The organism is Isoptericola sp. Y581, from assembly GCF_059445475.1.
On record NZ_JCAIUK010000004.1, the window covers coordinates 357640 to 378867 of the forward strand.

The following is a 21228-nucleotide window of genomic DNA, read 5'->3' on the forward strand; positions in this document are numbered from 1 at the left end:
CTGCCGTCCCGATCACGAACTGCCGACCCGATTCGCGTCAGGGCCGCATCTCGGGCGTGAAGGCGATGCCGATGCGCTCGTAGAGCCGCTTGCGCTGCGTGTTCTGGAAGGCCGCGACGCGCCAGCCCTCCCCCGTGCGGACGATGGTGAAGGTCTGCACCTTCGACGCCCTGCGCGGGGGCTTCGTGGCCACGTCGCCCTCGGCGAGGACCACCGCCACGTCGGGGTGCGGCACCGAGACGGACACGACGCGGGCGAACATGCGCGTGCCCTTGAGGAACCTGCGGAACAGTGCGGCGTGCGACCGCTCGATGCCCTCCGGGCCGCGGTACGTCGTACCCATGAAGGTCACGTACGGCGCGTCCGGCGTGAACTGGGCAGCGTAGGCGGCCGCGTCGCCGCGGTCCCACGCGTCGACCAGCCGGTCGACGACGGCGAGCGCCTCGGCGCGGACGACCTCGGCCCGGGGCTCGGTGACGGCGGTGATTCCGGTCATGGCTTCCTCCTGCGACAATTGACTGCGACGCTGCAATAGTTGCACGCATGCACATACTTGTCGAGAGGAACCCTGTGCCTGTTGAGCCACCGGACGCTTCGGCGACGTACCGCCGATACCTCGCCGCCGTCGTCACCTACCACCTCGCCGCCGCCAACCGGCTGGGCCTGGGCGCCACCGACTACCAGGCGCACAGCCTGCTCGGGCTGCACGGCCACCTCAGCACCGGCGAGCTGGCGGGATATCTCGGGCTCTCGCCGAGCGCGACGACGCGCGTCGTCGACCGCCTGGTCGGCCTCGGCCTGGCTGCCCGCGGGGCCGACCCCGACGACCGCCGCCGCACCGTCGTCTCGGCGACCGACGCCGCGCCCCCCGGGCTCGAGGAGCAGCTGGCGGACGTCCGCCAGCTGGTGGGGCCCGCCCTCGCCGACCTCGACGACGCCGGGCGCGCGGCCCTCGGCCGGTACTTCGAGCGCGCGACCGACGGCTACCGCGTGGCCACGTCCCGCCTGTACAAGCCTCGCTGACCACCGCACCCGGATCGGGTGCGCCGGCGGGCTCGCACATCGACCTTGACCTCAGCCCTGGCCTTGACCTCACGTCATCTTGAGGTCCTAGCGTCTCGACCACACCCCAGGACGGCACGGGAGGCGAGCGCAAGCTGGCGCAGGCGCGGGAGCTCGGCGCGACCCTGGCGGTCGACTACTCGGCCGAGGGATGGCAGCACCGCGTCCGGGAGTCGACCGGCGGCGCGGGGGTCCGCGTGTCCCTCGACGGGGCCGGCGGCACCCAGGGCGCGGCGGTCACCTCACGCGTCGTACACCGTGCCCATGAGCTCGCGCACGTCGGCCAGGGTGCGGTCGGCCACGGCGTTCGCACGCGCGTTCCCCCGCGCGAGGACGTCGCGGACGACGGCGGGGGCGTCGGCGGCCAGGGCCCGTCGCCGCTCGCGCAGCGGCCGGAGCCCCTCCACGACGGCCTCTGTGACGACCGCCTTCAGCCGCCCCGCCCCCGCCGCGCCGACCGACTCGGCCAGCGTGTCCGGCGTCGTCCCCGCGAAGTGCGCGCCGATCCGCAGCAGGTTCGCGACCTCCGGGCGCCGCTCGGGCTCGTAGGTGATCCGCCGCTCGGAGTCGGTCCGGGCGCCGCGGAAGAACCGCACCGTCTCGTCCTCGGACGCCCGCAGCTCGAGCGCGTTACCGTGCGACTTGCTCATCTTGGCCCCGTCGTCGCCGAGCACGGTGAGCGACGGCGTGACCAGCGCCTCGGGCTCCGGGAAGTACGGGCGGGAGGGCGCGTAGCGCTGGTTGAACCGGCGCGCGACCGTGCGGGTGGTCTCCAGGTGCGGCAGCTGGTCCAGACCCCCCGGCACGAGGTTGCCGTGGCAGAACAGGATGTCCGCGGCCTGATGCACCGGGTAGGTGAACAGCAGGCCCGACATGCCGCGGCCCTGGCGGCGCTCGGCGTCGGCCGCCTCGGCCTTGACGGTGGGGGTTGCGCTCCAGCTCGGCCACGCTCACGAGGGACAGGAACGGCAGCAGCAGCTGGTTCAGCGCGGGCACGGCCGAGTGCGTGAAGACCGTGGTGCGCTCCGGGTCGATCCCGGCGGCCAGGTAGTCGAGCACCACCTCGCGCACGACGGCGGGCAGGTCGCCGGCGTCGTCCCGATCGGTGATGACCTGGTAGTCGGCGACGACGAGGACGACCTCGACGCCGGCGTCCTGGAGACGCACCCGATTGTCGAGCGTGGCGAGCAGGTGGCCGAGGTGCAGCGCACCCGTGGGGCGGTCGCCCGTGAGGACGCGGAAGCGGCCAGGGTCGCGGGAGAACTCGGCCTCGATCTCGGCGGAGCGGGCCTGCGCGACGGCGGCGCTCGCCGTCGCGGTCGCAGACGACGCGAGGGTGGGCGTGGACAGGGCGGGCATGGACACGGTGGCAGTAGACATCGAGCGGCTCCTTCAGGGATCGCCGCCCGTCGGCCCGGTCCGGACACGAAAACGTCCCGGCTGCGACGGGCAGCTCGGGACGGGATGCGTGGGTGCGTCAGGTCAGGGCTGCGGGGGCAGCCACCACCAGGACGCACGCATCGACATGCCGCCCACCCTACGCCGCGGTCAAGGCCGAGCTGACCGAGGGGCAGGCGGGCACGCGGCCGACGGGCCGGCTCACGACGATTGCACCGAGAGCACGTGCTCCAGGTCGGAGGCGTCCACCAGCGGGTCGTCCAGGTCGACCGTCACCTGGGAGCGCGCCATCGTGCGGGCCGCCCCGGTGATCGCGGAACGCAGCGCGGGGTAGTCGCCCACCTGGGCCTGTTGCAGCACGGTGCCGACGAACCGGCTGCCGCGCGGCGAGATGGTCTCCAGCGACTGCCCCTCCCGGATCTCGCCGCGCCGGGCCATCAGCGCCAGGCGCGCGGAGGTGCCGGTGCCGGTGGGGCTGCGGCAGAGCACGCCGGGGTGCACGTACGTGGCCGACGGCGACTCCCACCGGCCGTCGGCGATCTCGCGCAGCGGCCCCATGAAGTGCGCGAACGGCAGGGGCCCGACGTCGCCCAGGTCGGGGTGCTCCTGGCGCAGGCCCGGCCGGGCCGCACGGACGAATGCGTCCCCGAACGCGGTCAGCGCGATCTGCTCCGTCACGCTGAGGCTGAACCCGTACCGGGACGCGTCGATCAGGGCGTAGTAGGCGCCGCTCCACACGAGGTCGAACAGCACGTCGCCGTGCTGGGGCACCTCCACGCTCAGCGCCTCGTCGGCCACGTACGCCGGCTCACCCTCCGTGGTGACCGACACGACCCTGCCGTCGACGATCCGTGCGCTGACGCGGGCGAGGCCCGCGGGCGACTCGAGCACGATGTCCTGCAGCCCGTCGCCCTCGCGTAGCGGGATGGTCCCGCTCTGCAGGAGAGCGGTGGCGGTGCAGATCGTGTTGGAGCCCGAGTACAGCGGGTACCCCATCGCCTCCATGATGATGTAGCCGGCCTGCGCCTCCGGGTGGCTCGGCTCGACGATCAGGTCCACCGACATCGCGGGGTCCCCGTACGGCTCCGACAGCAGCAGCCGGCGCAGCCCGTCTCCGGCGCGTTCCAGGTAGCGGGCCTTCTCCAGCACGGTCGCGCCCGGCAGCGGCTCGACGCCGGACATGACGATCCGGCTGACGTCGCCGCCCGCCTGCGTGTCGATCAGCTCGAGGGTGCGCTCACGGTGCCGCATGCGGTGCCCCCACGACGTCCCAGTGCCGGTCGGGGACGACGACCAGCTTGCCGACGTACGTCTTGGACATGAAGGCGCGCTGCGCCTCGTGCAGGTCGGAGAGCCGGTAGGTGCGGTCGAGCAACGGCCGGATGTCGCCGTCGGAGATGTAGCGTACGAGGCGGCGGAACGCCGTCCGCGTGCCCTGGGACGACCCGTGCAGCTCGAGCTGCTTGAGGTACAGGGTGCGCAGGTCGAGGTTCACCACCGGGCCGCCGATGGCGCCCGCGGTGGTGTAGCGGCCCTCCGGCCGCAGGATCCGCAGCAGGTCGTTGAACATCGGGCCCGCGACCAGGTCCGCGACCACGTCGACCGGTCCGTCGACCACCCGCTCCACCTCGGCCACGAGGTCGGGGGCGTCGCGCAGGACGACGTCCTGCGCGCCGATCGCGCGCAGGGCCTCCTCCTTGCCCGCGCTCGTGACGGCGTACGGGACGGCGCCGCGGACCCTCGCCAGCTGGACGATCGCGGAGCCGACCCCTCCGGACGCCCCGGTCACCAGCACCCGCTCGCCGCGGGCGAGGCGGGCGCGGTCGAGCATCTGCTCCGCGGTCAGGTAGGCGCAGCAGAAGGTGGCGAGCTCGGCGTCGTCGATGTCGGCCGTGATCTCGTAGGCGTTCTCGGCGGGCACCGTGACGTACTCGGCGTAGCCCCCGTCGCGGCCGTGGCCGATGTAGTCGATGTCCGCCAGGCTGTCGTCGCCCTCGGGCCGGTGGTAGATCGAGAAGTCCACCATCACGCGCTCGCCGATCCGTGACGCCGGCACGCCCTCGCCGACGTCGGCGATCACCCCGACCGTGTCGGCGCCCTGGATGCGCGGGAACGTCAGGGTGGATCTGCCCCGACGCCAGGTCGAGACCGACCCCGGATCGGTCTCGGTGCCGTAGGCACCCTCGCGTACCCACACGTCCGTGTTGTTCATCCCGCAGGCGTGCACGTCGATCAGGACCTCGCCCGGCGCCGGCGCGGGAGTGGGCACGTCGTCGCGGTAGACCAGCTGGTCGAGGCCGCCGTGGCCGACCAGCTGCACCGCCTTCATCACCTCGGGAATCTCCGCCATCTGGCGAGCCTAGGGGCGTGCGGACCGGCGGCGCACCACCGCGCGGACGTTGCAGTTCTTCCGCACTGTACTTTCCTGTTTTTCCACCACGGAGCGACCGATCCTTCCTCCACGGCGTAGGAGCCCGCAGTGCGAGAATCAGGCCGTGCCACAGCTCCCGCCCGCGCCACCGGTCTCCCCTGAGCCTGTCGAAGGGCCGTCCCCGTTCGTCCACGTCGTCTATTACGAGCCGCGTATCCCGGGGAACACGGGCTCGGCGATCCGGCTCGCCGCGGTGACGGGGGCGCGCCTGCACCTGGTGGAGCCGCTGGGCTTCGACCTGTCGGAGGCGAAGCTCAAGCGCGCCGGGCTGGACTATCACGACCTCGCCGTCACGGACGTGCACCCCACCTTCGACGCCGCTCTGGACGCCCTGCCCGACGCGCGCGTCTTCGCCTTCACCGCGCACGCGACGACGACGTACACCGACGTCTCCTACCGCCCCGGCGACGTGCTGCTCTTCGGCCCCGAGCCCACCGGCCTGCCGGACGAGGCGCTCGAGCACCCCCGCGTCACCGACCGCGTGAAGATCCCCATGCTGCCCGGGCGCCGGTCGCTCAACCTCACCAACGCCGCGTCGATCGTCGTCTACGAGGCCTGGCGGCAGGCGGGCTTTCCCGGCGCCTGAGCCCCGCGAGCCCTTGCCGTCCCGGGGCATTCACGGCAGAGTCGTCGGTGACGCACCTCACAACGATGTGAGGTGCGGCGTCCAGGAGGTGGCGTGTGACGAGCCTTGAGATTTCGACGCTCCAACACTCGATCGAGCAGCTGCGACATAGCGTCGCCGAGGTGCACCGGGCCTTCGGCGACGCGCCGGCGGTCCGCCGGCTCGCGAACGACCTCGAGCGGCTGGAGATCGACGCCGGTGCCCTCGCCTCGTCCCCGCCCGCACCGCAGGGCGCTCCGGGCGTCCCGGAGCACGTGGTCGTCCCGGACACCCCACTCGACGAGAGCATGTGGACCGACGCCGACGACGAGGGCGTCGGCGGCTATCACGGCGACCGGACGTGACGACCGCGCGTGACGCCGGCACGCGCGGGGTCGCCACCCCCGGGCGTGCCGCCATCGGGGCGCCCACGCTGCGGGCGGACCGGTGGTGGCTACCGCCGGCGGCGACCACCGCGGGCCTGCTGGTCTTCCTCGTGTACGGCGGGGTGCGGGCGTTCCAGCAGCAGTACTTCTTCGCGGACGAGCGGTACCTGACGCCGTTCTACTCCCCGTGCGTGTCGCTCGGGTGCGCCTCGGAGCCGGGCTCCGCGCACTTCGGGATGTTCCTCCCGGACAACCCCCTCATCCCGTACGCGGCGCTCAGCCTGCCGTTCCTGCTCGGCTTCCGCCTGACCTGCTACTACTACCGCAAGGCGTACTACCGCTCGATCTGGCTGTCCCCCGCCGCGTGCGCCGTGCCGGAGCCGCACGCGACGTACTCGGGCGAGACGCGGTTCCCGCTGATCATGCAGAACGTCCACCGGTACTTCTTCTACTTCGCGCTGGTCGTGTCGCTGATCAACACCTACGACGCGATCGTCGCGTTCCGGCATCCCACCGACGGCTTCGTCGTCGGCGTCGGGAACATCGTGCTGCTGGTGAACGTCGCGCTGCTGTGGTGCTACACCGTGTCGTGCCACTCGTGCCGGCACGTGATGGGCGGGCGGCTCACGCACTTCTCGAAGCACCCCGTGCGGTACTGGCTGTGGACCAAGATCTCCGCGCTCAACACGCGACACATGCTCTTCGCGTGGGTCACGCTCGCCAGCCTGGTCCTCACCGACCTGTACGTCGCCCTCGTGGCGGCGGGAACCATCACCGACCTGCGGCTCCTCGGGTGAGGCGGAGGTGCAACGCAGGGTGAGGGCGGAGGAACGAGGCGCTCGCCCGCAGTGGAACCGCAGCCTCGACCGAAGAACGGCAAAGGACTAGGAGCCCGCCTTGACCGAGACCGAACGCCACGACTACGACGTCCTCGTCATCGGCGCGGGCGGTGCCGGGCTGCGCGCCGCCATCGAGGCGCGCGAGCGGGGGCTGCGGGTGGCGATCGTCTGCAAGTCGCTGTTCGGCAAGGCGCACACCGTGATGGCCGAGGGCGGGTGCGCGGCGGCGATGGGCAACGTCGCCGAGAAGGACTCCTGGCAGGTGCACTTCCGCGACACCATGCGCGGCGGCAAGTTCCTCAACAGCTGGCGGATGGCGGAGCTGCACGCGCAGGAGGCGCCCGACCGGGTCTGGGAGCTGGAGACCTGGGGCGCCCTCTTCGACCGCACGGCGGACGGCCGGATCCATCAGCGCAACTTCGGCGGGCACACCTACCCGCGGCTGGCACACGTCGGGGACCGGACGGGGCTGGAGCTCATCCGCACGCTGCAGCAGCGCATCGTGGCCCTGCAGCAGGCCGACCACGCCGAGACCGGCGACTACGAGGCACGGCTGCGGGTGTTCGCCGAGTGCACGGTGACCGAGCTGCTCACCGACCCTTCGACAAGCTCGGGGCACGCCGCAGGCTCAGGGCAGGCGAGCGAGATCGCCGGGGCGTTCGGGTACTGGCGGGAGTCGGGCCGGTTCGTGGTGTTCTCGGCACCCGCCGTGGTGCTGGCCACGGGCGGGATCGGGAAGTCGTTCCAGGTGACGTCGAACTCATGGGAGTACACCGGCGACGGCCAGGCGCTGGCGCTGCGGGCCGGCGCGAGCCTCGTCGACATGGAGTTCGTCCAGTTCCACCCGACCGGCATGGTCTGGCCGCCCAGCGTCAGGGGCATCCTCGTGACCGAGGGGGTGCGCGGCGACGGCGGCGTGCTCAAGAACTCCGCCGGCGACCGGTTCATGTTCGGGTACGTCCCGGACGTGTTCAAGGGCCAGTACGCGCAGACCGAGGACGAGGCGGACCGCTGGTACGACGACCAGGAGAACAACCTCCGCACCCCCGACCTGCTGCCGCGCGACGAGGTGGCCCGCGCGATCAACACCGAGGTGAAGGAGGGTCGCGGCTCGGAGCACGGCGGCGTCCTCCTCGACATCGCGAGCCGCCTGCCCGCCGAGGAGATCCAGCGGCGCCTGCCGTCGATGTACCACCAGTTCAAGGAGCTGGCCGACGTCGACATCACGGCCGAGCCGATGGAGGTCGGCCCCACCTGCCACTACGTCATGGGCGGGATCGACGTCGACCCGGAGACCGGAGCCACGAGCGTGCCGGGCCTGTTCGCCGCCGGCGAGTGCGCGGGCGGGATGCACGGCTCGAACCGGCTCGGCGGCAACTCGCTGTCCGACCTGCTGGTGTTCGGTCGCCGCGCGGGGATCGGCGCGGCCGACCACGTCGACGGCGTCGCGGGGCGGGGAGGCGGCCGGCCCGCCGTCCACGACGAGGACGTCGACGCGGCCGCGGAGATGGCCCTGGCGCCGTTCGCCCGGCAGGCGGACGGCCGGGGCGGGTCGGGCGGGTCGGGCGGGGCCGGCGAGAACCCGTACGCGCTGCACGCCGACCTGCAGCGAACCATGAACGACCTCGTCGGCATCATCCGGACGGAGGCCGAGATGACCGCCGCGACGGACCGGCTCGGCGAGCTGCGCACACGGCTGCGCGCCGTCGTCGTCACCGGGCACCGGCAGTACAACCCCGGCTGGCACCTGGCCCTCGACCTGCGGAACATGCTCATGGTCGGCGAGGCCGTGGCGTCCTCGGCGCTGCGCCGCACCGAGAGCCGCGGCGGGCACACGCGGGACGACTACCCGACGCTCGACCCGCAGTGGCGCCACCGGGTGCTGGTGACCCGCTGCGTCCCGGCCGGCCGCGACGGCGACGGCCGGGACCCCGATCTGGACCGACACCCCGTGGTGCCGCGCGTCGAGGTCGACGTGGCCGAGCGGGACCCGATGCGCGACGACCTGCTCGCGCTGTTCGACCTCACCGAGCTCGAGAAGTACTACACGCCGATAGAGCTGACGGCCCACCCGCAGGGCTCACCGGGAAGGGGCACCCCATGAGCGACACACGTCTCGTCCGCGTCTGGCGGGGCGACGCCGACGACGGGCAGCTCGTGGACTTCCGGGTGGAGGTCAACGAGGGCGAGGTGGTGCTCGACGTGCTCCACCGGATCCAGGCCACCCAGGCGCCCGACCTCGCGATCCGCTGGAACTGCAAGGCCGGCAAGTGCGGGTCGTGCTCGGCGGAGATCAACGGGCGGCCCCGCCTGCTGTGCATGACGCGGACGTCCGTGTTCACGCACTACGACGAGATCGTCATCACGCCCCTGCGGGCGTTCCCGGTGATCCGCGACCTCGTGACGGACGTGTCATTCAACTACGCGAAGGCGCGCGAGATCCCGTCGTTCACGCCACCGGCCCACCTGGTCCCCGGCGAGTACCGGATGGCACAGGTCGACGTCGAGCGGTCCCAGGAGTTCCGCAAGTGCATCGAGTGCTTCCTGTGCCAAGACACGTGCCACGTGGTGCGCGACCACGACGAGAACAAGGAGTCGTTCGCCGGCCCGCGCTACCTCATGCGCGTCGCCGAGCTGGAGATGCACCCGCTCGACGTCGCCGACCGCGTGCCCGCCGCCCAGGACGAGCACGGGCTCGGCCTGTGCAACATCACCAAGTGCTGCACCGACGTCTGCCCGGAGGGCATCAAGATCACCGACAATGCGCTCATCCCCATGAAGGAGCGCGTGGCCGACCGGCGCTACGACCCACTGGTCTGGCTCGGCCGCACCATCTCGCGCCGCCGCGACTGATCGTCGCCGAGGTCGTCCTTCCGGCCGACACGTCAGATGCTTCCGGCGGATACCGCGGGCTGCACGCAGACGGCAGGATGGGAGCCATGCGCAGCAGCCTGATGACCCTGACCGAGCCGCAGGGCGAGCCCGGTAGCTTCCAGCTCGTCAACCCCCGGATGGTCAAGGTGGACCTCGCCGGCTCCGGCGGGTTCTTCTTCGCCAAGCAGGGCTCGATGGTGGCCTACCAGGGCGACGTCGACTTCGCCTACGAGGGCGCCGGCGGCATGACCAAGCTGTTCAAGAAGGCGTTCACCGGCGAGGGGATGTCGCTGATGAAGGTCTCCGGCAGCGGCGACGTCTTCCTGGCCCAGGACGCCGACGAGGTGTTCGTGCTGTACCTCGAGAACGAGAGCGTCACCGTCTCGGGCGGCAACATCCTCGCGTTCGAGAGCACGCTCACCTGGGACATCAACCGGGTCCAGGGCGCCTCGATGCTCAGCGGCGGGCTGTTCAACACCACGTTCACCGGCTCCGGCGCGCTCGCCGTCACCGCCTACGGCACCCCGGTGGTGCTCCAGGTCGACGAGCCGACGTACGTCGACATGCAGAGCGTGGTGCTCTGGTCGACGTCGCTCACCAGCACCGTGCGCAAGACGGCGAAGATGGGCGCCGTCATCGGCCGCGGCTCCGGCGAGGCGTACCAGCTGGGGCTGACCGGCGACGGGATCGTCGTCGTGCAGGCCTCCGAGGGCCACCCCGTGCCGAACCAGCAGTGACCGGCGGGGTGCGGCGCGTGGGCATCGCGCGCCGCACCACTTGTCGCTTCGGGCACTTCATGCTTCCGTAACGCCTACGGACGTATTGCCGTCCCCGCGGCCCAGGCGAACGACGATCCGATCGAGGTCCACGACTCAAGGGCGAGTACTTCTCGACGTCCGCCCCTGGCGCGCACGACTTCCACGAGCTTGGGGGCGACGCCCTCGACCTCGACATCGTCCAGCCGAACCTGGTGCCGGCCTACGAGTCCTTCACGGGGCAGACGGAACACACCACGGCGCGCTGGACCGGCACGCTCACGGCGGCCACGTCGGGCGACTACACGTTCTACGCCGTGGGCGACAACGGATTCCGGCTGTTCCTCGACGACGAGCCAGCCATCGACCCAGGGCCTCAAGAAGGCGGATGCGGAGGCGAACCGTCGGCGGCCCGTGAGTCAACGCCTGAGGCCGAGGCCCGTGCCTTCGCGCGTGTGCTGCGCAAGCACGGGGTTGAGAACGTGAACGAAGCCGAACTCCGCAAGAGTTCGGCTGAAGTCGTCAGGTGCGCCGTCATGGGAGTCGCGCCTTGGCGGGCTGCGCAGATGCATAGCAGCACCCCCGGAGCATTCCGCGGCGGGGGTACTGCCGTATGTACCTGTCGCCGTGCGGTGGCTGCTGCTACGGGTTGCAGGCTGTCTTCACGAGCGTCGCGGCCGACACGACCGGTCGCCAACTCTCAAGGTTCCAGGTGCTCTTGACCCGAGCGACTGCCGACATCGGGTGGCAGACGTACTGCTGCTGCATGCTCGCGTAGTTCCAGACGCCCTTACGCTTGGCCTCCGGCCAGCCCCACTGGTTGTGAATCAGGGTCGGAGCGGCGCGGCCGTACGCAGAGGGCTGGACCTTGAACCTTGCACCCTGCGTCGTGCTCACCTTGGTGACCTTCGCGATGAGGTCCGAAACCGCCATCACGCTCACATCCAGGGGGTAGGCGGCCTCATCCAACGCACCCAGATCCACCGCGACAGTCTCACCGGTTGCCTGCACCGAAGCATCAACCGGCTCGCCTGAGGCGTCGACAACCTCGGGAAGAACCACGAACAGGTAATCCTCGTTTCCATCGAGGGCAACGATTCCGCCATCGTTGCCATCGATGAAACGCCCTCCTTGGAGGTCGAACGTCGCGGTGACGGCTTCGTCGGCTGCGTTCACTTCGGCGTGGACCTGCACACCGTCGTAGCCAGCAACATCGGCAACTGCCGCTGACTAGGATTCGACGTTCACAGCCGTCGCTTGGGCTGATCGAAAGGTCTCGTGAGGTGCAGGTTCGCTCGCCGAAGCGCCCGTAGCCGTGGAGACGGCGACGAGGGCGGTAGCAGCGATGACGGCGGCCGTTCGGGGACTGCGACTCACCGGCTCTCCCAGGGGTGGTTGCGGGCACAAAGGCCCGAGCGTTGCCGTTCAGCGACGTACTGGCTTGTCGGGGTTGCGGGCGTAGCACTCTTCGCCGCCGGTGCATACACGGGCTCTACCGAGGGCGTCCGCGCGGACGAGGGGCTCCCGACGTCGGGGCTCTTGCCGGCCGAGATCGCCGGGTTCGTTCTCGGTCCGCTCCTCGTCGTCGCGGCCGTCCTGTTCGCGATTTCAACGCGACGGGCCCGTCTCGCCCCCACGCCGGGCCTGGTCGGTGCCAACGGCGCTGCGTGATTCTTTTTGCGCGAGAGTACCTCGTGGCTACGCGGCGGGATGCTCTCGCGTTCCGGTCCCAAGTGCGTGGGGGCATCTAGCGTTCGGCGGTCGAATCAGCTGGCGGAGCAACTCCACTTCTGACCTCAACTCTCTCGCCGGCCCTTCGCGGTGATGCGCACCCAGGTGCGGATGCGGTGCCCGTCGGAACCTATGCGCAACGTCACGTGGCCCGCCTCGACAAGGACCTCAAGGTGGCGACCCAGGTTCCCATCGCTCAGCCAGAGAGCCCTCTTCAGGTGTGTGAAGTCCGCCTCCTTCGTCTCGTTGAGAATCGCGAGGATCCCGAGGCGGCCGCGTTCGTGAACCCTCTCGTCGAGGTCCGCCAACGGGTGACGAGCATCCTGAGTAGTCAGAACAGCGAGGGGCGGCCGGGCTCCGGCCCGGCCGCCCCTCGTCGCTCACACGCGACGCGGGGTCAGCACCTCGACGCGGTTGCCCGCGCCGTCACGGGTGTGGAACCGCAGGTACCCGGGGAACGTCTCCCGTTCGGTCCGGTCGACGACGAAGCCCGCGGACTCGAGCCGGTCGGCCGTCGCGTCGAGGTCGGCGACGTCGTCGACCAGCAGTGCCGGGTGCGCCTTGCGGGCCGGGGCAAACGGGTCCTCCACGCCGACGTGGATCTCCGCGACCATCGCGCCGGCGTCGTCGTACCCGCGGAACCAGCAGCCGCCGCGGCCGGCCAGCTCTGGCGGCTTCGGCACCTCCGTCAGCCCCAGCCCGTCACCGTAGAACGCGCGCGCCGCGTCCTCACCGCCCGCCGGGCACGCCACCTGCACGTGGTGCAGCCGCATCGCTCCCCCTCGCCGTCGAAGTATCTCGACGTCAAGATACTTTGTCTCGGGACCGTTCCCGACGGCGCCGCTCCGCGGCCGCGCGAACGGAGAGCCCTCCTCCGACGAAGATCGGAAGCATCACGGCGAACCGGCCGAGCGGCGAGATGTCCGGTGCCAGGCCCTCGATCGCATACGTGGCCGCGACCAACGCCACCAGGAACAGCGCCCCTACGCCGAGCACGCGCACGCGTCAGCCCTCCAGCAGCCAGGTCGCGGCCCGGCGCAGCAGGTCCGCGTGCGACGGGGAGTCGTAGGCGCGGCCGTCGTGACCCAGCGCGCTGAACACGGTGCGGCCGCCGTGCGCGGTCGCGACCCAGACGGCGGGATGGCGCTCGCCGTCGTCGTCGGTCACCCAGCCCAGCACCTGCGACGACGGCGCCACGCGCAGGCGGCAGTACCGCTCGTCGACGACCTCGACGGCGCCGAGGCCCTCGGTGATCGGGTGCGCGCCGACGGCGAGGGACACGGTGGCCGAGCCGAGCGGCGGGTGCATCGAGGCCCCCGGCACCCAGCGCCCGCCGAGCACCTCCTCCCATGCCGGCCGGTCGCCGAAGGCGTTCGCCGCCTGGTGCACGGCGAGGATCCGGCCGCCGGCCCGCGCCCACGCGTCGAGGCGGTCGTGGAACGGCGCCCACGCCGCGTCGTCCGGGCCGATCCCGGCCTCCCGGAACCCGGGCCAGGCGCTGCCGGCGTTGACGACCAGCAGGTCGACGTCGTCCAAGCCGTCGGCGCCGTCGAGCGCGTCGGGGAAGGTGCTGCGCACGACGACGTCGGGCGCCCCCGAGCCGAGGTCGAGGCCGGACAGCACCTGCGCGAGGCGGTGCGAGGTCGCGGCGTGGTCGTGCCAGGGGTCCTCGTGCCGGCCGCGGCCGGCCAAGACGAGGATGCGAACGGGCTCGGGCGCGTCGTCGGGTGAGCTCACGGCCCCATCCTGGCCCATGCCTCGGCCGCCGGGAGGAGCCGCTCCCGAGCGGGTGAAAACACATATCTGAACTATCCATTGGCAGCGCTGTCAATCTGTGATGGGCTAACCGGCGCACGACGATGCAGTCGATCTGGTGGGCCCCGGCCCGCCCCCGAACCGTGAGGTCAACGATGCCTTCTCGTCCGACGCGTTTGCGTCCGATCCACCGACCGCCCGCGCCACCCGGCGCCCCGCCGCCCCGCCGCCTCCGGCGCGCCGTCTCCTCCACGCTGGCCCTCGCACTCGGCGTGACCGGGATCGGCGTGACGGGGATCGGCGCCGCGGCGGCCGCGCCCTCGGCCCCCGCCGCCGGCGGCACCTTCGCCACCTCCTTCGAACCCGACGACCCGCAGCCCACCTGGGACAGCGAGACCGAGCAGGGGCCCGACGGCCCGCGCTCGTCCGGGGTCACGGGCACCACCGTGCTGGAGCGCGGCCCCAGCACCCCGACCGGCGACAACCTGCTGGAGGGCCGCACCGACGAGCTCAACTGGGAGGGGCCGTTCCAGAACGGCGTCGGCGAGGTGCCAGGCACCCTTGAGCCGACCACGGCGGACGACGACGATGCCATGCACTGGGCCATGGAGGCCGCCGGCGAGACGTGGGTGCAGGTGCCGATGCCCGACCTGGTGCGCGGCACCCCGCTGCGCGCGCAGGTGACGCTGAGCGGCAGCGGTACGGTCTTCCTCAACGTCTACGGCGGCAGCAAGGACGTCGGCGGGGAGGAGGTCGCGCTCACCGCCGACCCGCAGACCGTCACGGTCGACCTCGCCCGCCCGGGCGACGGCGGCGGCCGACCCCAGTTCCAGGTGCGCACGCACTCGGCGGGCTCCGTCGACGTCATGATCGCCGACGCCACGGTGCAGCGCCTCCAGCCCGGCGAGATCACTTTCCCGGGCGACGTCACCGACTCCGTGACGAAGGTCAGCGCCAGCGCCGAGAACGCCCCCGACGAGGCGGCCGCCAACCTCGCCGACGGCGACGTCAGCACCAAGTGGCTCGCGGGTGACACGACCGCCACCGTGACGTACGAGATGAAAAAGGCGGTGCCCGTCGCCACCTACGCGCTGGCCTCCGCGGGCGACGCCCCCGAGCGGGACCCGCGCGCCTGGAAGCTGGAGGGGTCGAAGGACGGCGAGAGCTGGACCACGCTCGACACCCGCCGCAACCAGGGCTTCGCCGAGCGGCTCGAGACCCGGCAGTACTCCGTCGACGAGCCGCAGGAGCTCCGCTTCTACCGGCTGAAGATCACCGAGAACTCCGGCGCCGACGGCACCCAGCTCGCCGAGTGGCTGCTGTCCGGAGAGGCCGTCGAGCCCACGCCGATGGCGACGACGCTCGGCTCCGGGCCGTCCAGCGCGTACGCGGCGAAGACCGAGGCGGGCTGGACCGGCGTGCACGCCCTGCGCTACGCGGGGAGCCAGACCGCCGAGGACCGCGGGTACGCGGACAACCGCGTGCTCGACGTCGACGTGCCCGTGGGCGACGACACGCAGCTGTCGTACGCGCTCTTCCCCGAGGCGTCGGAGAAGGACCAGTCGTACGCGAGCACCCACGTCGCCGTCGACCTCGCGTTCACCGACGGCACGTACCTGAGCGACCTCGGGGCCACCGACCAGCACGGCTTCGGCCTGAGCCCGCAGGGCCAGGGCGACGCGAAGGTGCTGTACACCAACCAGTGGAACGCCGTCCGCGCGAACCTGGGCCAGGTGGCCGCGGGCAAGACGGTCGACCGCGTCCTGCTCGGCTACGACAAGGACGCCGGCCCGGCCGACTTCAGCGGCTGGATCGACGACGTCGAGATCGGCGCGGCCCCCGAGGCCAACACCTCCGCGCGCCCGTCCGACCACGTGGTCACGACGCGCGGCACCAACTCCAGCGGGGACTTCTCGCGCGGCAACAACTTCCCCGCCACGGCGGTGCCGCACGGCTTCAACTTCTGGACGCCGTCGACCGACGCCGGGGCCAGCAACTGGCTGTACCAGTACCAGCGGAACAACGACGGCCAGAACCGGCCCACGATCCAGTCGTTCAACCTGAGCCACGAGCCCAGCCCGTGGATCGCCGACAGGCAGACGTTCCAGGTGATGCCGTCGGCCGCCCAGGGCGTTCCCGACGCGGCCCGCGACGTCCGGGCGCAGACCTTCAGCCACGACAACGAGGTGGCGCGCGCGCACTACTACGGCGTCACCTTCGACGACGGCATGAAGACCGAGATCACGCCGACCGACCACGCCGCGATGTTCCGGTTCACGTTCACCGGCGACGAGTCGAACGTGCTGTTCGACAACGTCAGCAACGAGGGTGGGCTGACCCTCGACCCGGAGGCGGGCACCCTGTCGGGCTACACCGACGTCGCGAGCGGCCAGAGCAACGGCCTCAAGCGGATGTACGTCTACGCCGCGTTCGACCGCCCCGCCACCGCCGGCGACAAGCTCTCCCCCGGCAGCCGCGACGACGTCGCGGGCTACCTGAAGTTCGACACGTCCCAGAGCAGGACGGTCGAGATGCGGATCGCGACGTCGCTGATCGGCGTCGAGCAGGCGAAGCGCAACCTCGCGCTCGAGATCGCCGGCGACGACACCTTCGAGTCCGTGCGCGACCGCGCGCAGGACCTGTGGGACGCCAAGCTCGGCGTGATCGACGTCGAGGGCGCGAGCGAGGACCAGCTCACCACGCTGTACTCCAACCTCTACCGCCTGAACCTCTACCCGAACTCCGGGCACGAGAACGTGGGCACCGCGGCCGAGCCGGAGTGGCAGCACGTCGACCAGTCCAGCTCCGACCTCGACCCCGCGCCGGAGGGCACCACGGCCACGAAGACCGGGGCGGAGATCGTCGACGGCAAGGTCTACGTCAACAACGGCTTCTGGGACACCTATCGCACCGCGTGGCCGGCGTACTCGCTGCTCTACCCGGGCGACGCCGCGGAGATGGTCGACGGGTTCACCCAGCAGTACGCCGACGGCGGCTGGGTGTCGCGCTGGTCCGCCCCGGGCTACGCGAACTCCATGACCGGCACCAGCTCGGACGTGTCGTTCGCGGACGCGTACGTCAAGGGGGTCGTCGGCGCGGACGGTGACGGCATCGACGTGCAGCGGGCGTACGACGCGGCGCTGAAGAACGCGTCCGTGGCGCCGCCGAACGAGCACGTGGGCCGCAAGGGCCAGGAGCAGGCGACGTTCCTCGGGTACACCCCGGCGGAGACCCACGAGAGCGTGTCGTGGTCGCTGGAGGACTACCTCAACGACTACGGCATCGCCACGATGTCGAAGAAGCTGCTGGACTCCTCCGACGCGTCCGACCCGCGCCACCAGGAGTACGCGGACAACCACGAGTACTACCTCAACCGCGCACAGAACTACGTCAAGCTCTTCGACCCCGAGACCGGGTTCTTCCGGGCCAAGGACGCCGACGGCAGCTGGGAGCAGTCGGCGGCGGACTTCGACCCGCGCGACTGGGGCAGCCCGTTCACCGAGACCGACGGCTGGAACTTCGCGTTCCACGCCGTCCAGGACGGCCAGGGTCTGGCCAACCTGTACGGCGGCCGCGGGCAGCTCGCCGACAAGCTCGACGAGTTCTTCGCGACGCCCGAGACGGCGCAGTTCCCGGGCGCCTACGGCGGCGTCATCCACGAGATGCGCGAGGCCAAGGCCGTCCGCATGGGCCAGTGGGGCCTGAGCAACCAGGTCTCGCACCACATCCCGTACCTGTACAACGCCACCGGCCAGCCGTCGAAGACGCAGGCGATCGTCCGCGAGGCGCTCGCGCGTGGCTTCGTCGGCAGCGACATCGGCCAGGGCTACCCTGGCGACGAGGACAACGGGGAGATGTCGGGCTGGCAGGTCTTCAGCTCCCTCGGGTTCTACCCGCTGCAGGTGGGCAGCCCGACGTACGCCATCGGCTCACCGCTGTTCACCAAGGCCACCATCCACCTCGCCGACGGCAAGGACCTGGTGATCGACGCGCCCGAGAACAGCGCCACGAACGTCTACGTCCAGGGCGTCACGGTGAACGGCGAGCCGCAGAGCTCGACGTCGCTCACGCACGAGCAGCTCACCCGGGGCGGCACCATCGAGTTCGCCATGGGCCCCCAGCCGTCGGCCTGGGGTACCGGCGAGGACGACGTGACGCCGTCGATCACGCAGGGCGACAAGGTGCCCGACCCGCTCACCGACGTCACCGGCCCGAAGGCCGGCAAGGCGAGCACGGACGACGACGTCGCCAAGGCCGAGCGGCTGTTCGACGACACGTCCGGCACGTCGACGACGTTCACGTCGCCGAAGCCCACCGTGGCGTACAAGCTGTCCGGACCCCCGGCCCGGGCGACGATGTACACGCTCACGTCGGGGGACGAGAAGGGCGGCGACCCGAAGGCGTGGAAGCTGCAGGGCTCGTCCGACGGCAAGCGCTGGGTCACCCTCGATACCCGTCGCGGGCAGAAGTTCGCCGAGCGTCAGCAGACGCGAGCCTTCTCCGTGGCGGACCCGGGGATCTACGGGCACTACCGGCTCGTCGTGACGAAGTCTCAGGACGCAGCCACCTCGCTGTCCGAGCTGGAGCTGCTGGCGCACCAGCCGCTCGTCGCGGAGATCTCCGAGGTCGTCGACGAGGCCAGGCACGACCGCGAGATCCCCGCGCGCACCGCGCGGGAGCTCGGCGAGATCCTCGACGCCGCCCAGGAGGCGGAGGACGCCGGGGACACCGACGGGGTGCGCGCCCAGGTGCGGGCCCTCAAGGCCGCGATGGACGCGATGCCGAGCAAGCGGCTCCCCGACCGGGTCCGCGAGGACCTCGAGCTGGTCGTGTCGCTGTGGGTCGGGGCCGGCGAGGGCCTCGACCAGATCCGGGCGCAGGTCGGCGACCTGACCCGCAGCGGGGACGTCGCCAAGGGCGTCTCGCGCACCCTCCTGGGCCTCGTCGACCAGGCGCAGGACGCCGCGGACGGGAGCCACTCGGCCCCGCTCGCGGAGGCGCTGGCCGACATGCGGTCCGCCATCGACACAGCGAAGGAGAAGAAGGTGAGCAGGCTCGCGAAGGCGGCGCTGCTGCCACTCGTCGACGCCCTGATCGAGTCGCCGCCGTCGGCGGTGCGGGCGACCCGCGCCGCCGAGGTGCTCATGAGCGACTACGACACCGACAAGGCGTGGTGGCCGTCGTCGTGGTGGAACTCCGCCGTCGCGACGGAGACCGTCATCGAGTACATGCAGCGCACCGGCGACACCAGCTACCTGCCGCAGGTGGACCGCACCTTCGAGCGCAACAAGGGAGCGTTCCCTGCCGGCGAGCTCTCTGGCGACGAGCTCTGGGGCAACTTCACCAGCCGGGCGATCGACGACTCGGAGTGGTGGGGCCTGGCCTGGATCCAGGCGTACGACCTCACCGGCGACCAGAAGTACCTGGACATGGCCGAGACCATCGGTGAGTTCGTGCACGGGTACTGGGACACGAGCACCTGCGGCGGCGGCGTGTGGTGGGACCACGAGCGCACCTACAAGAACGCCATCACCAACGGGCTCTGGGTGCGCCTGACGGCCGAGCTGCATCACCGCATCGACGGTGACACGCAGTGGCTCGACCGCTCGCAGGAGGGCTGGGACTGGCTCACGTCCAGCGGCATGATCAACTCCGACGGCCTGGTGAACGACGGCCTCACCGCCGACTGCGAGAACAACGGCGGGACGGTCTGGAGCTACAACCAGGGCCTGTTCCTGGGCGGCGGCCTGGAGCTGTACCGGGCCACCGGCGACGCAGACGTCCTCGACACGGTGCGCGGGCTGGCCGACGCCGGCACCACGGCGCCGGAGCTGGTGACCGACGGGGTGCTCACGGAGTCGTGCGACGCCAAGGGCACGTGCGACGACAACCAGAAGCAGTTCAAGGGCATCTTCATGCGGTACCTGGGTGACCTCAACGATGCCGTGGACGACCACCCGTACCAGGAGTTCGTCGACCGTCAGGCGGCGTCCGTGTGGGCGCACGACCGCAACGGCGAGGACCGCCTCGGCCTGCGCTGGGCCGGCGGCAACGGCACGGAGAAGGCCAACGTGTTCGACTGGCGCACCCAGGCGAGCGGGCTGAGCGCCCTGCTGGCGAACCTGCCGGCGGAGTAACCCGCCGGGGTTGATGGGCCGAGATAGAGAAGCTGAACCCGCGAGATAGAGAAGCTCGGACGAGGTCGCACACGTGCGGCCTCGTCCGAGCTTCTCTATCTCGCGGGTTCAGCTTCTCTATCTCGGCACGCCCGACGGTCAGCGGGCGAAGAGACGCACGAGCGTCTCGACCCGTTCCTCCTGGTTCCCGGCCGAGAGCCGGTCGGCCCGGTGCAGCGTGACGAGGCCGTGCACGGCGCCCCAGAGCACCTCCGCCGTCGTCCCGACGTCCGCGACCGGGGGGTCGAGGCTGCGCAGCATGCTCGCGATCGCCTCGAACCCCTCGCGCATGACCGCCGGGGTCTCGTCCGACGCGAACGGGACCACGACGGGCAGCAGGAACATGGCGTCGTAGGTGGCCGGGTGGCGGTCGGCGAAGTCGACGTAGGCGGTCACGAGCGCCCGGACCCGCTCGGCGTCGGACGCCTCGGGGCCGAGCGCCGACGCGCTCAGCGCCGCCGCGAACTCCTCGAAGCCGGCGAGCGCGACGGCGGTGACGATCTCCGTCCTGCCCTGCGGGAAGTGCCCGTACAGCACGGGCTGGCTGTACTCGATCGCGTCCGCGAGGCGCCGGGTCGTCACGGCCTCCCAGCCCTGCTCCTCGGCGAGGTGCCGGGCGGCGGCGACGATCCGGTCCCGGCGTTCCTCGAGCTGACGGGCTCGGCGTGCTGCGGCGGGGGTCGGCATGACATCGACCCTAGCACTGCTAGCGCATCTCTGATACGTTCTCAAGCGCCGCTAGATCTAGCGGCGCTAGACAGCGGAGGAGCCGGTCATGGAATGGTTGCCGATCGTCGCGGTCGTGGTCGTCGGGCTGATGGTGGGGGTGGAGCTGTCGGTCGCGTTCGTGATGAACCCGATCTTCGAGGGCCTGCCCGAGGACGCCGGGATCCTCGCCCGCGCCCACGGTGGCCGGATGCTCGGCCGCCTCATGCCGTTCTGGTACATCGGCTCGACGCTCCTGGTCGCCGGCACCGCGCTCGTCAGGCCCGACGCCGCGGCCCCCGCCTGGACCGCCGTCGGGCTGATGCTCGTCAGCGTGGTGCTGTCCGTCGCGCTGCTGGTCCCGATCAACAACCGGTCGAAGAACGTGACGCCCGAGACCGCGCCTGCCGACTACCAGGAGCAGAAGAGCCGGTGGGACCGCCTGCACCTGGTGCGCCTCGCCCTGATCGTCGCCGCGTTCGTGCTGGCGACCGTCGCCGCCGCGCGGTGAC

Annotated in this window: 20 protein-coding genes and 1 pseudogene; 10 read left to right on the forward strand and 11 right to left on the reverse strand. The window is 71.3% G+C overall.

Features of this window, described 5'->3' with window-relative positions; genetic code table 11:
- Nucleotides 1-37 precede the first annotated feature (37 nt).
- Entirely contained in the window at nt 38-496 is a 459-nt protein-coding gene (locus AC1C2W_RS10245) for an SgcJ/EcaC family oxidoreductase (protein WP_495413028.1), read from the reverse strand.
- 74 nt (nt 497-570) lie between these two features.
- Between AC1C2W_RS10245 and AC1C2W_RS10250 the strand changes: the two genes are divergently transcribed.
- Nucleotides 571-1023, forward strand: coding sequence for a MarR family winged helix-turn-helix transcriptional regulator (locus AC1C2W_RS10250; RefSeq protein ID WP_495413029.1), 453 nt, complete (start codon nt 571-573; stop codon nt 1021-1023).
- Nucleotides 1024-1304: 281 nt separating this feature from the next.
- Here the strand turns inward: AC1C2W_RS10250 and AC1C2W_RS10255 are convergent, their stop codons facing one another.
- The 4 genes and pseudogenes from AC1C2W_RS10255 to AC1C2W_RS10270 form a co-directional block, all read right to left on the reverse strand.
- Entirely contained in the window at nt 1305-1937 is a 633-nt protein-coding gene (locus AC1C2W_RS10255; RefSeq protein WP_495413030.1) for a tryptophan--tRNA ligase, read from the reverse strand.
- A gap of 106 nt (nt 1938-2043) precedes the next feature.
- A pseudogene (locus AC1C2W_RS10260) lies at nt 2044-2442 on the reverse strand (tryptophan--tRNA ligase); the annotation flags it as partial.
- A gap of 219 nt (nt 2443-2661) precedes the next feature.
- Nucleotides 2662-3711 (reverse strand): proline racemase family protein, encoded by a 1050-nt coding sequence (locus AC1C2W_RS10265; protein ID WP_495388763.1) that lies wholly within the window; start codon nt 3709-3711, stop codon nt 2662-2664.
- Nucleotides 3698-4810 carry an alcohol dehydrogenase family protein gene (locus AC1C2W_RS10270; RefSeq protein ID WP_495388764.1) on the reverse strand — a complete coding sequence of 371 codons (1113 nt, stop codon included), beginning with the start codon at nt 4808-4810 and terminating at the stop codon, nt 3698-3700. The genes AC1C2W_RS10265 and AC1C2W_RS10270 overlap by 14 nt, the downstream gene beginning before the upstream one ends.
- 145 nt (nt 4811-4955) lie before the next feature.
- Between AC1C2W_RS10270 and AC1C2W_RS10275 the strand changes: the two genes are divergently transcribed.
- The 7 genes from AC1C2W_RS10275 to AC1C2W_RS10305 all read left to right on the forward strand — a co-directional run bounded on the left by AC1C2W_RS10275 (nt 4956) and on the right by AC1C2W_RS10305 (nt 11071).
- Nucleotides 4956-5477, forward strand: coding sequence for a tRNA (cytidine(34)-2'-O)-methyltransferase (locus AC1C2W_RS10275; protein WP_495413031.1), 522 nt, complete (start codon nt 4956-4958; stop codon nt 5475-5477).
- Nucleotides 5478-5572: 95 nt separating this feature from the next.
- Complete coding sequence (locus tag AC1C2W_RS10280; RefSeq protein WP_495413032.1) at nt 5573-5860, forward strand: Rv0250c family protein; 288 nt, start codon at nt 5573-5575, stop codon at nt 5858-5860.
- A complete protein-coding gene (sdhC, locus tag AC1C2W_RS10285; RefSeq protein ID WP_495413033.1) occupies nt 5857-6678 on the forward strand; it encodes a succinate dehydrogenase subunit SdhC in 822 nt (273 codons plus the stop codon). Before AC1C2W_RS10280 ends, sdhC begins: the two co-directional genes overlap by 4 nt.
- Nucleotides 6679-6778: 100 nt before the next feature.
- A complete protein-coding gene (locus AC1C2W_RS10290; RefSeq protein WP_495413034.1) occupies nt 6779-8824 on the forward strand; it encodes a fumarate reductase/succinate dehydrogenase flavoprotein subunit in 2046 nt (681 codons plus the stop codon).
- Complete coding sequence (locus AC1C2W_RS10295) at nt 8821-9573, forward strand: succinate dehydrogenase/fumarate reductase iron-sulfur subunit (RefSeq protein WP_495413035.1); 753 nt, start codon at nt 8821-8823, stop codon at nt 9571-9573. The genes AC1C2W_RS10290 and AC1C2W_RS10295 overlap by 4 nt, the downstream gene beginning before the upstream one ends.
- 86 nt (nt 9574-9659) lie before the next feature.
- Nucleotides 9660-10331: an AIM24 family protein gene (locus tag AC1C2W_RS10300; RefSeq protein WP_495413036.1), complete on the forward strand. Its 672-nt coding sequence runs from the start codon at nt 9660-9662 to the stop codon at nt 10329-10331.
- Between the two features lie 233 nt (nt 10332-10564).
- Nucleotides 10565-11071 carry a PA14 domain-containing protein gene (locus AC1C2W_RS10305; protein WP_495413037.1) on the forward strand — a complete coding sequence of 169 codons (507 nt, stop codon included), beginning with the start codon at nt 10565-10567 and terminating at the stop codon, nt 11069-11071.
- Here the strand turns inward: AC1C2W_RS10305 and AC1C2W_RS10310 are convergent.
- The 5 genes from AC1C2W_RS10310 to AC1C2W_RS10330 all read right to left on the reverse strand — a co-directional run bounded on the left by AC1C2W_RS10310 (nt 10992) and on the right by AC1C2W_RS10330 (nt 13817).
- On the reverse strand, nt 10992-11543 hold the full coding sequence (locus AC1C2W_RS10310; RefSeq protein ID WP_495388772.1) for a DUF2599 domain-containing protein: 552 nt from the start codon (nt 11541-11543) through the stop codon (nt 10992-10994). The genes AC1C2W_RS10305 and AC1C2W_RS10310 overlap by 80 nt on opposite strands.
- A gap of 602 nt (nt 11544-12145) precedes the next feature.
- A complete protein-coding gene (locus AC1C2W_RS10315; RefSeq protein WP_495388774.1) occupies nt 12146-12388 on the reverse strand; it encodes a transcriptional regulator in 243 nt (80 codons plus the stop codon).
- 72 nt (nt 12389-12460) lie between these two features.
- On the reverse strand, nt 12461-12853 hold the full coding sequence (locus AC1C2W_RS10320; RefSeq protein ID WP_495413038.1) for a VOC family protein: 393 nt from the start codon (nt 12851-12853) through the stop codon (nt 12461-12463).
- A gap of 31 nt (nt 12854-12884) precedes the next feature.
- Nucleotides 12885-13082: a hypothetical protein gene (locus tag AC1C2W_RS10325; RefSeq protein WP_495413039.1), complete on the reverse strand. Its 198-nt coding sequence runs from the start codon at nt 13080-13082 to the stop codon at nt 12885-12887.
- 3 nt (nt 13083-13085) lie between these two features.
- Nucleotides 13086-13817, reverse strand: coding sequence for a ThuA domain-containing protein (locus AC1C2W_RS10330; protein ID WP_495413040.1), 732 nt, complete (start codon nt 13815-13817; stop codon nt 13086-13088).
- Between the two features lie 305 nt (nt 13818-14122).
- Between AC1C2W_RS10330 and AC1C2W_RS10335 the strand changes: the two genes are divergently transcribed.
- Nucleotides 14123-19972 carry a GH92 family glycosyl hydrolase gene (locus AC1C2W_RS10335; protein WP_495413041.1) on the forward strand — a complete coding sequence of 1950 codons (5850 nt, stop codon included), beginning with the start codon at nt 14123-14125 and terminating at the stop codon, nt 19970-19972.
- 138 nt (nt 19973-20110) lie between these two features.
- Here AC1C2W_RS10335 and AC1C2W_RS10340 read toward each other — a convergent pair whose 3' ends face one another.
- Nucleotides 20111-20698, reverse strand: a complete 588-nt coding sequence (locus AC1C2W_RS10340) for a TetR/AcrR family transcriptional regulator (protein ID WP_495413042.1) — start codon at nt 20696-20698, stop codon at nt 20111-20113.
- Between the two features lie 88 nt (nt 20699-20786).
- On the opposite strand from AC1C2W_RS10340, the gene AC1C2W_RS10345 reads away from it, so the two are divergent.
- Nucleotides 20787-21227 carry an anthrone oxygenase family protein gene (locus tag AC1C2W_RS10345; protein ID WP_495388780.1) on the forward strand — a complete coding sequence of 147 codons (441 nt, stop codon included), beginning with the start codon at nt 20787-20789 and terminating at the stop codon, nt 21225-21227.
- Nucleotide 21228 lies beyond the last annotated feature (1 nt).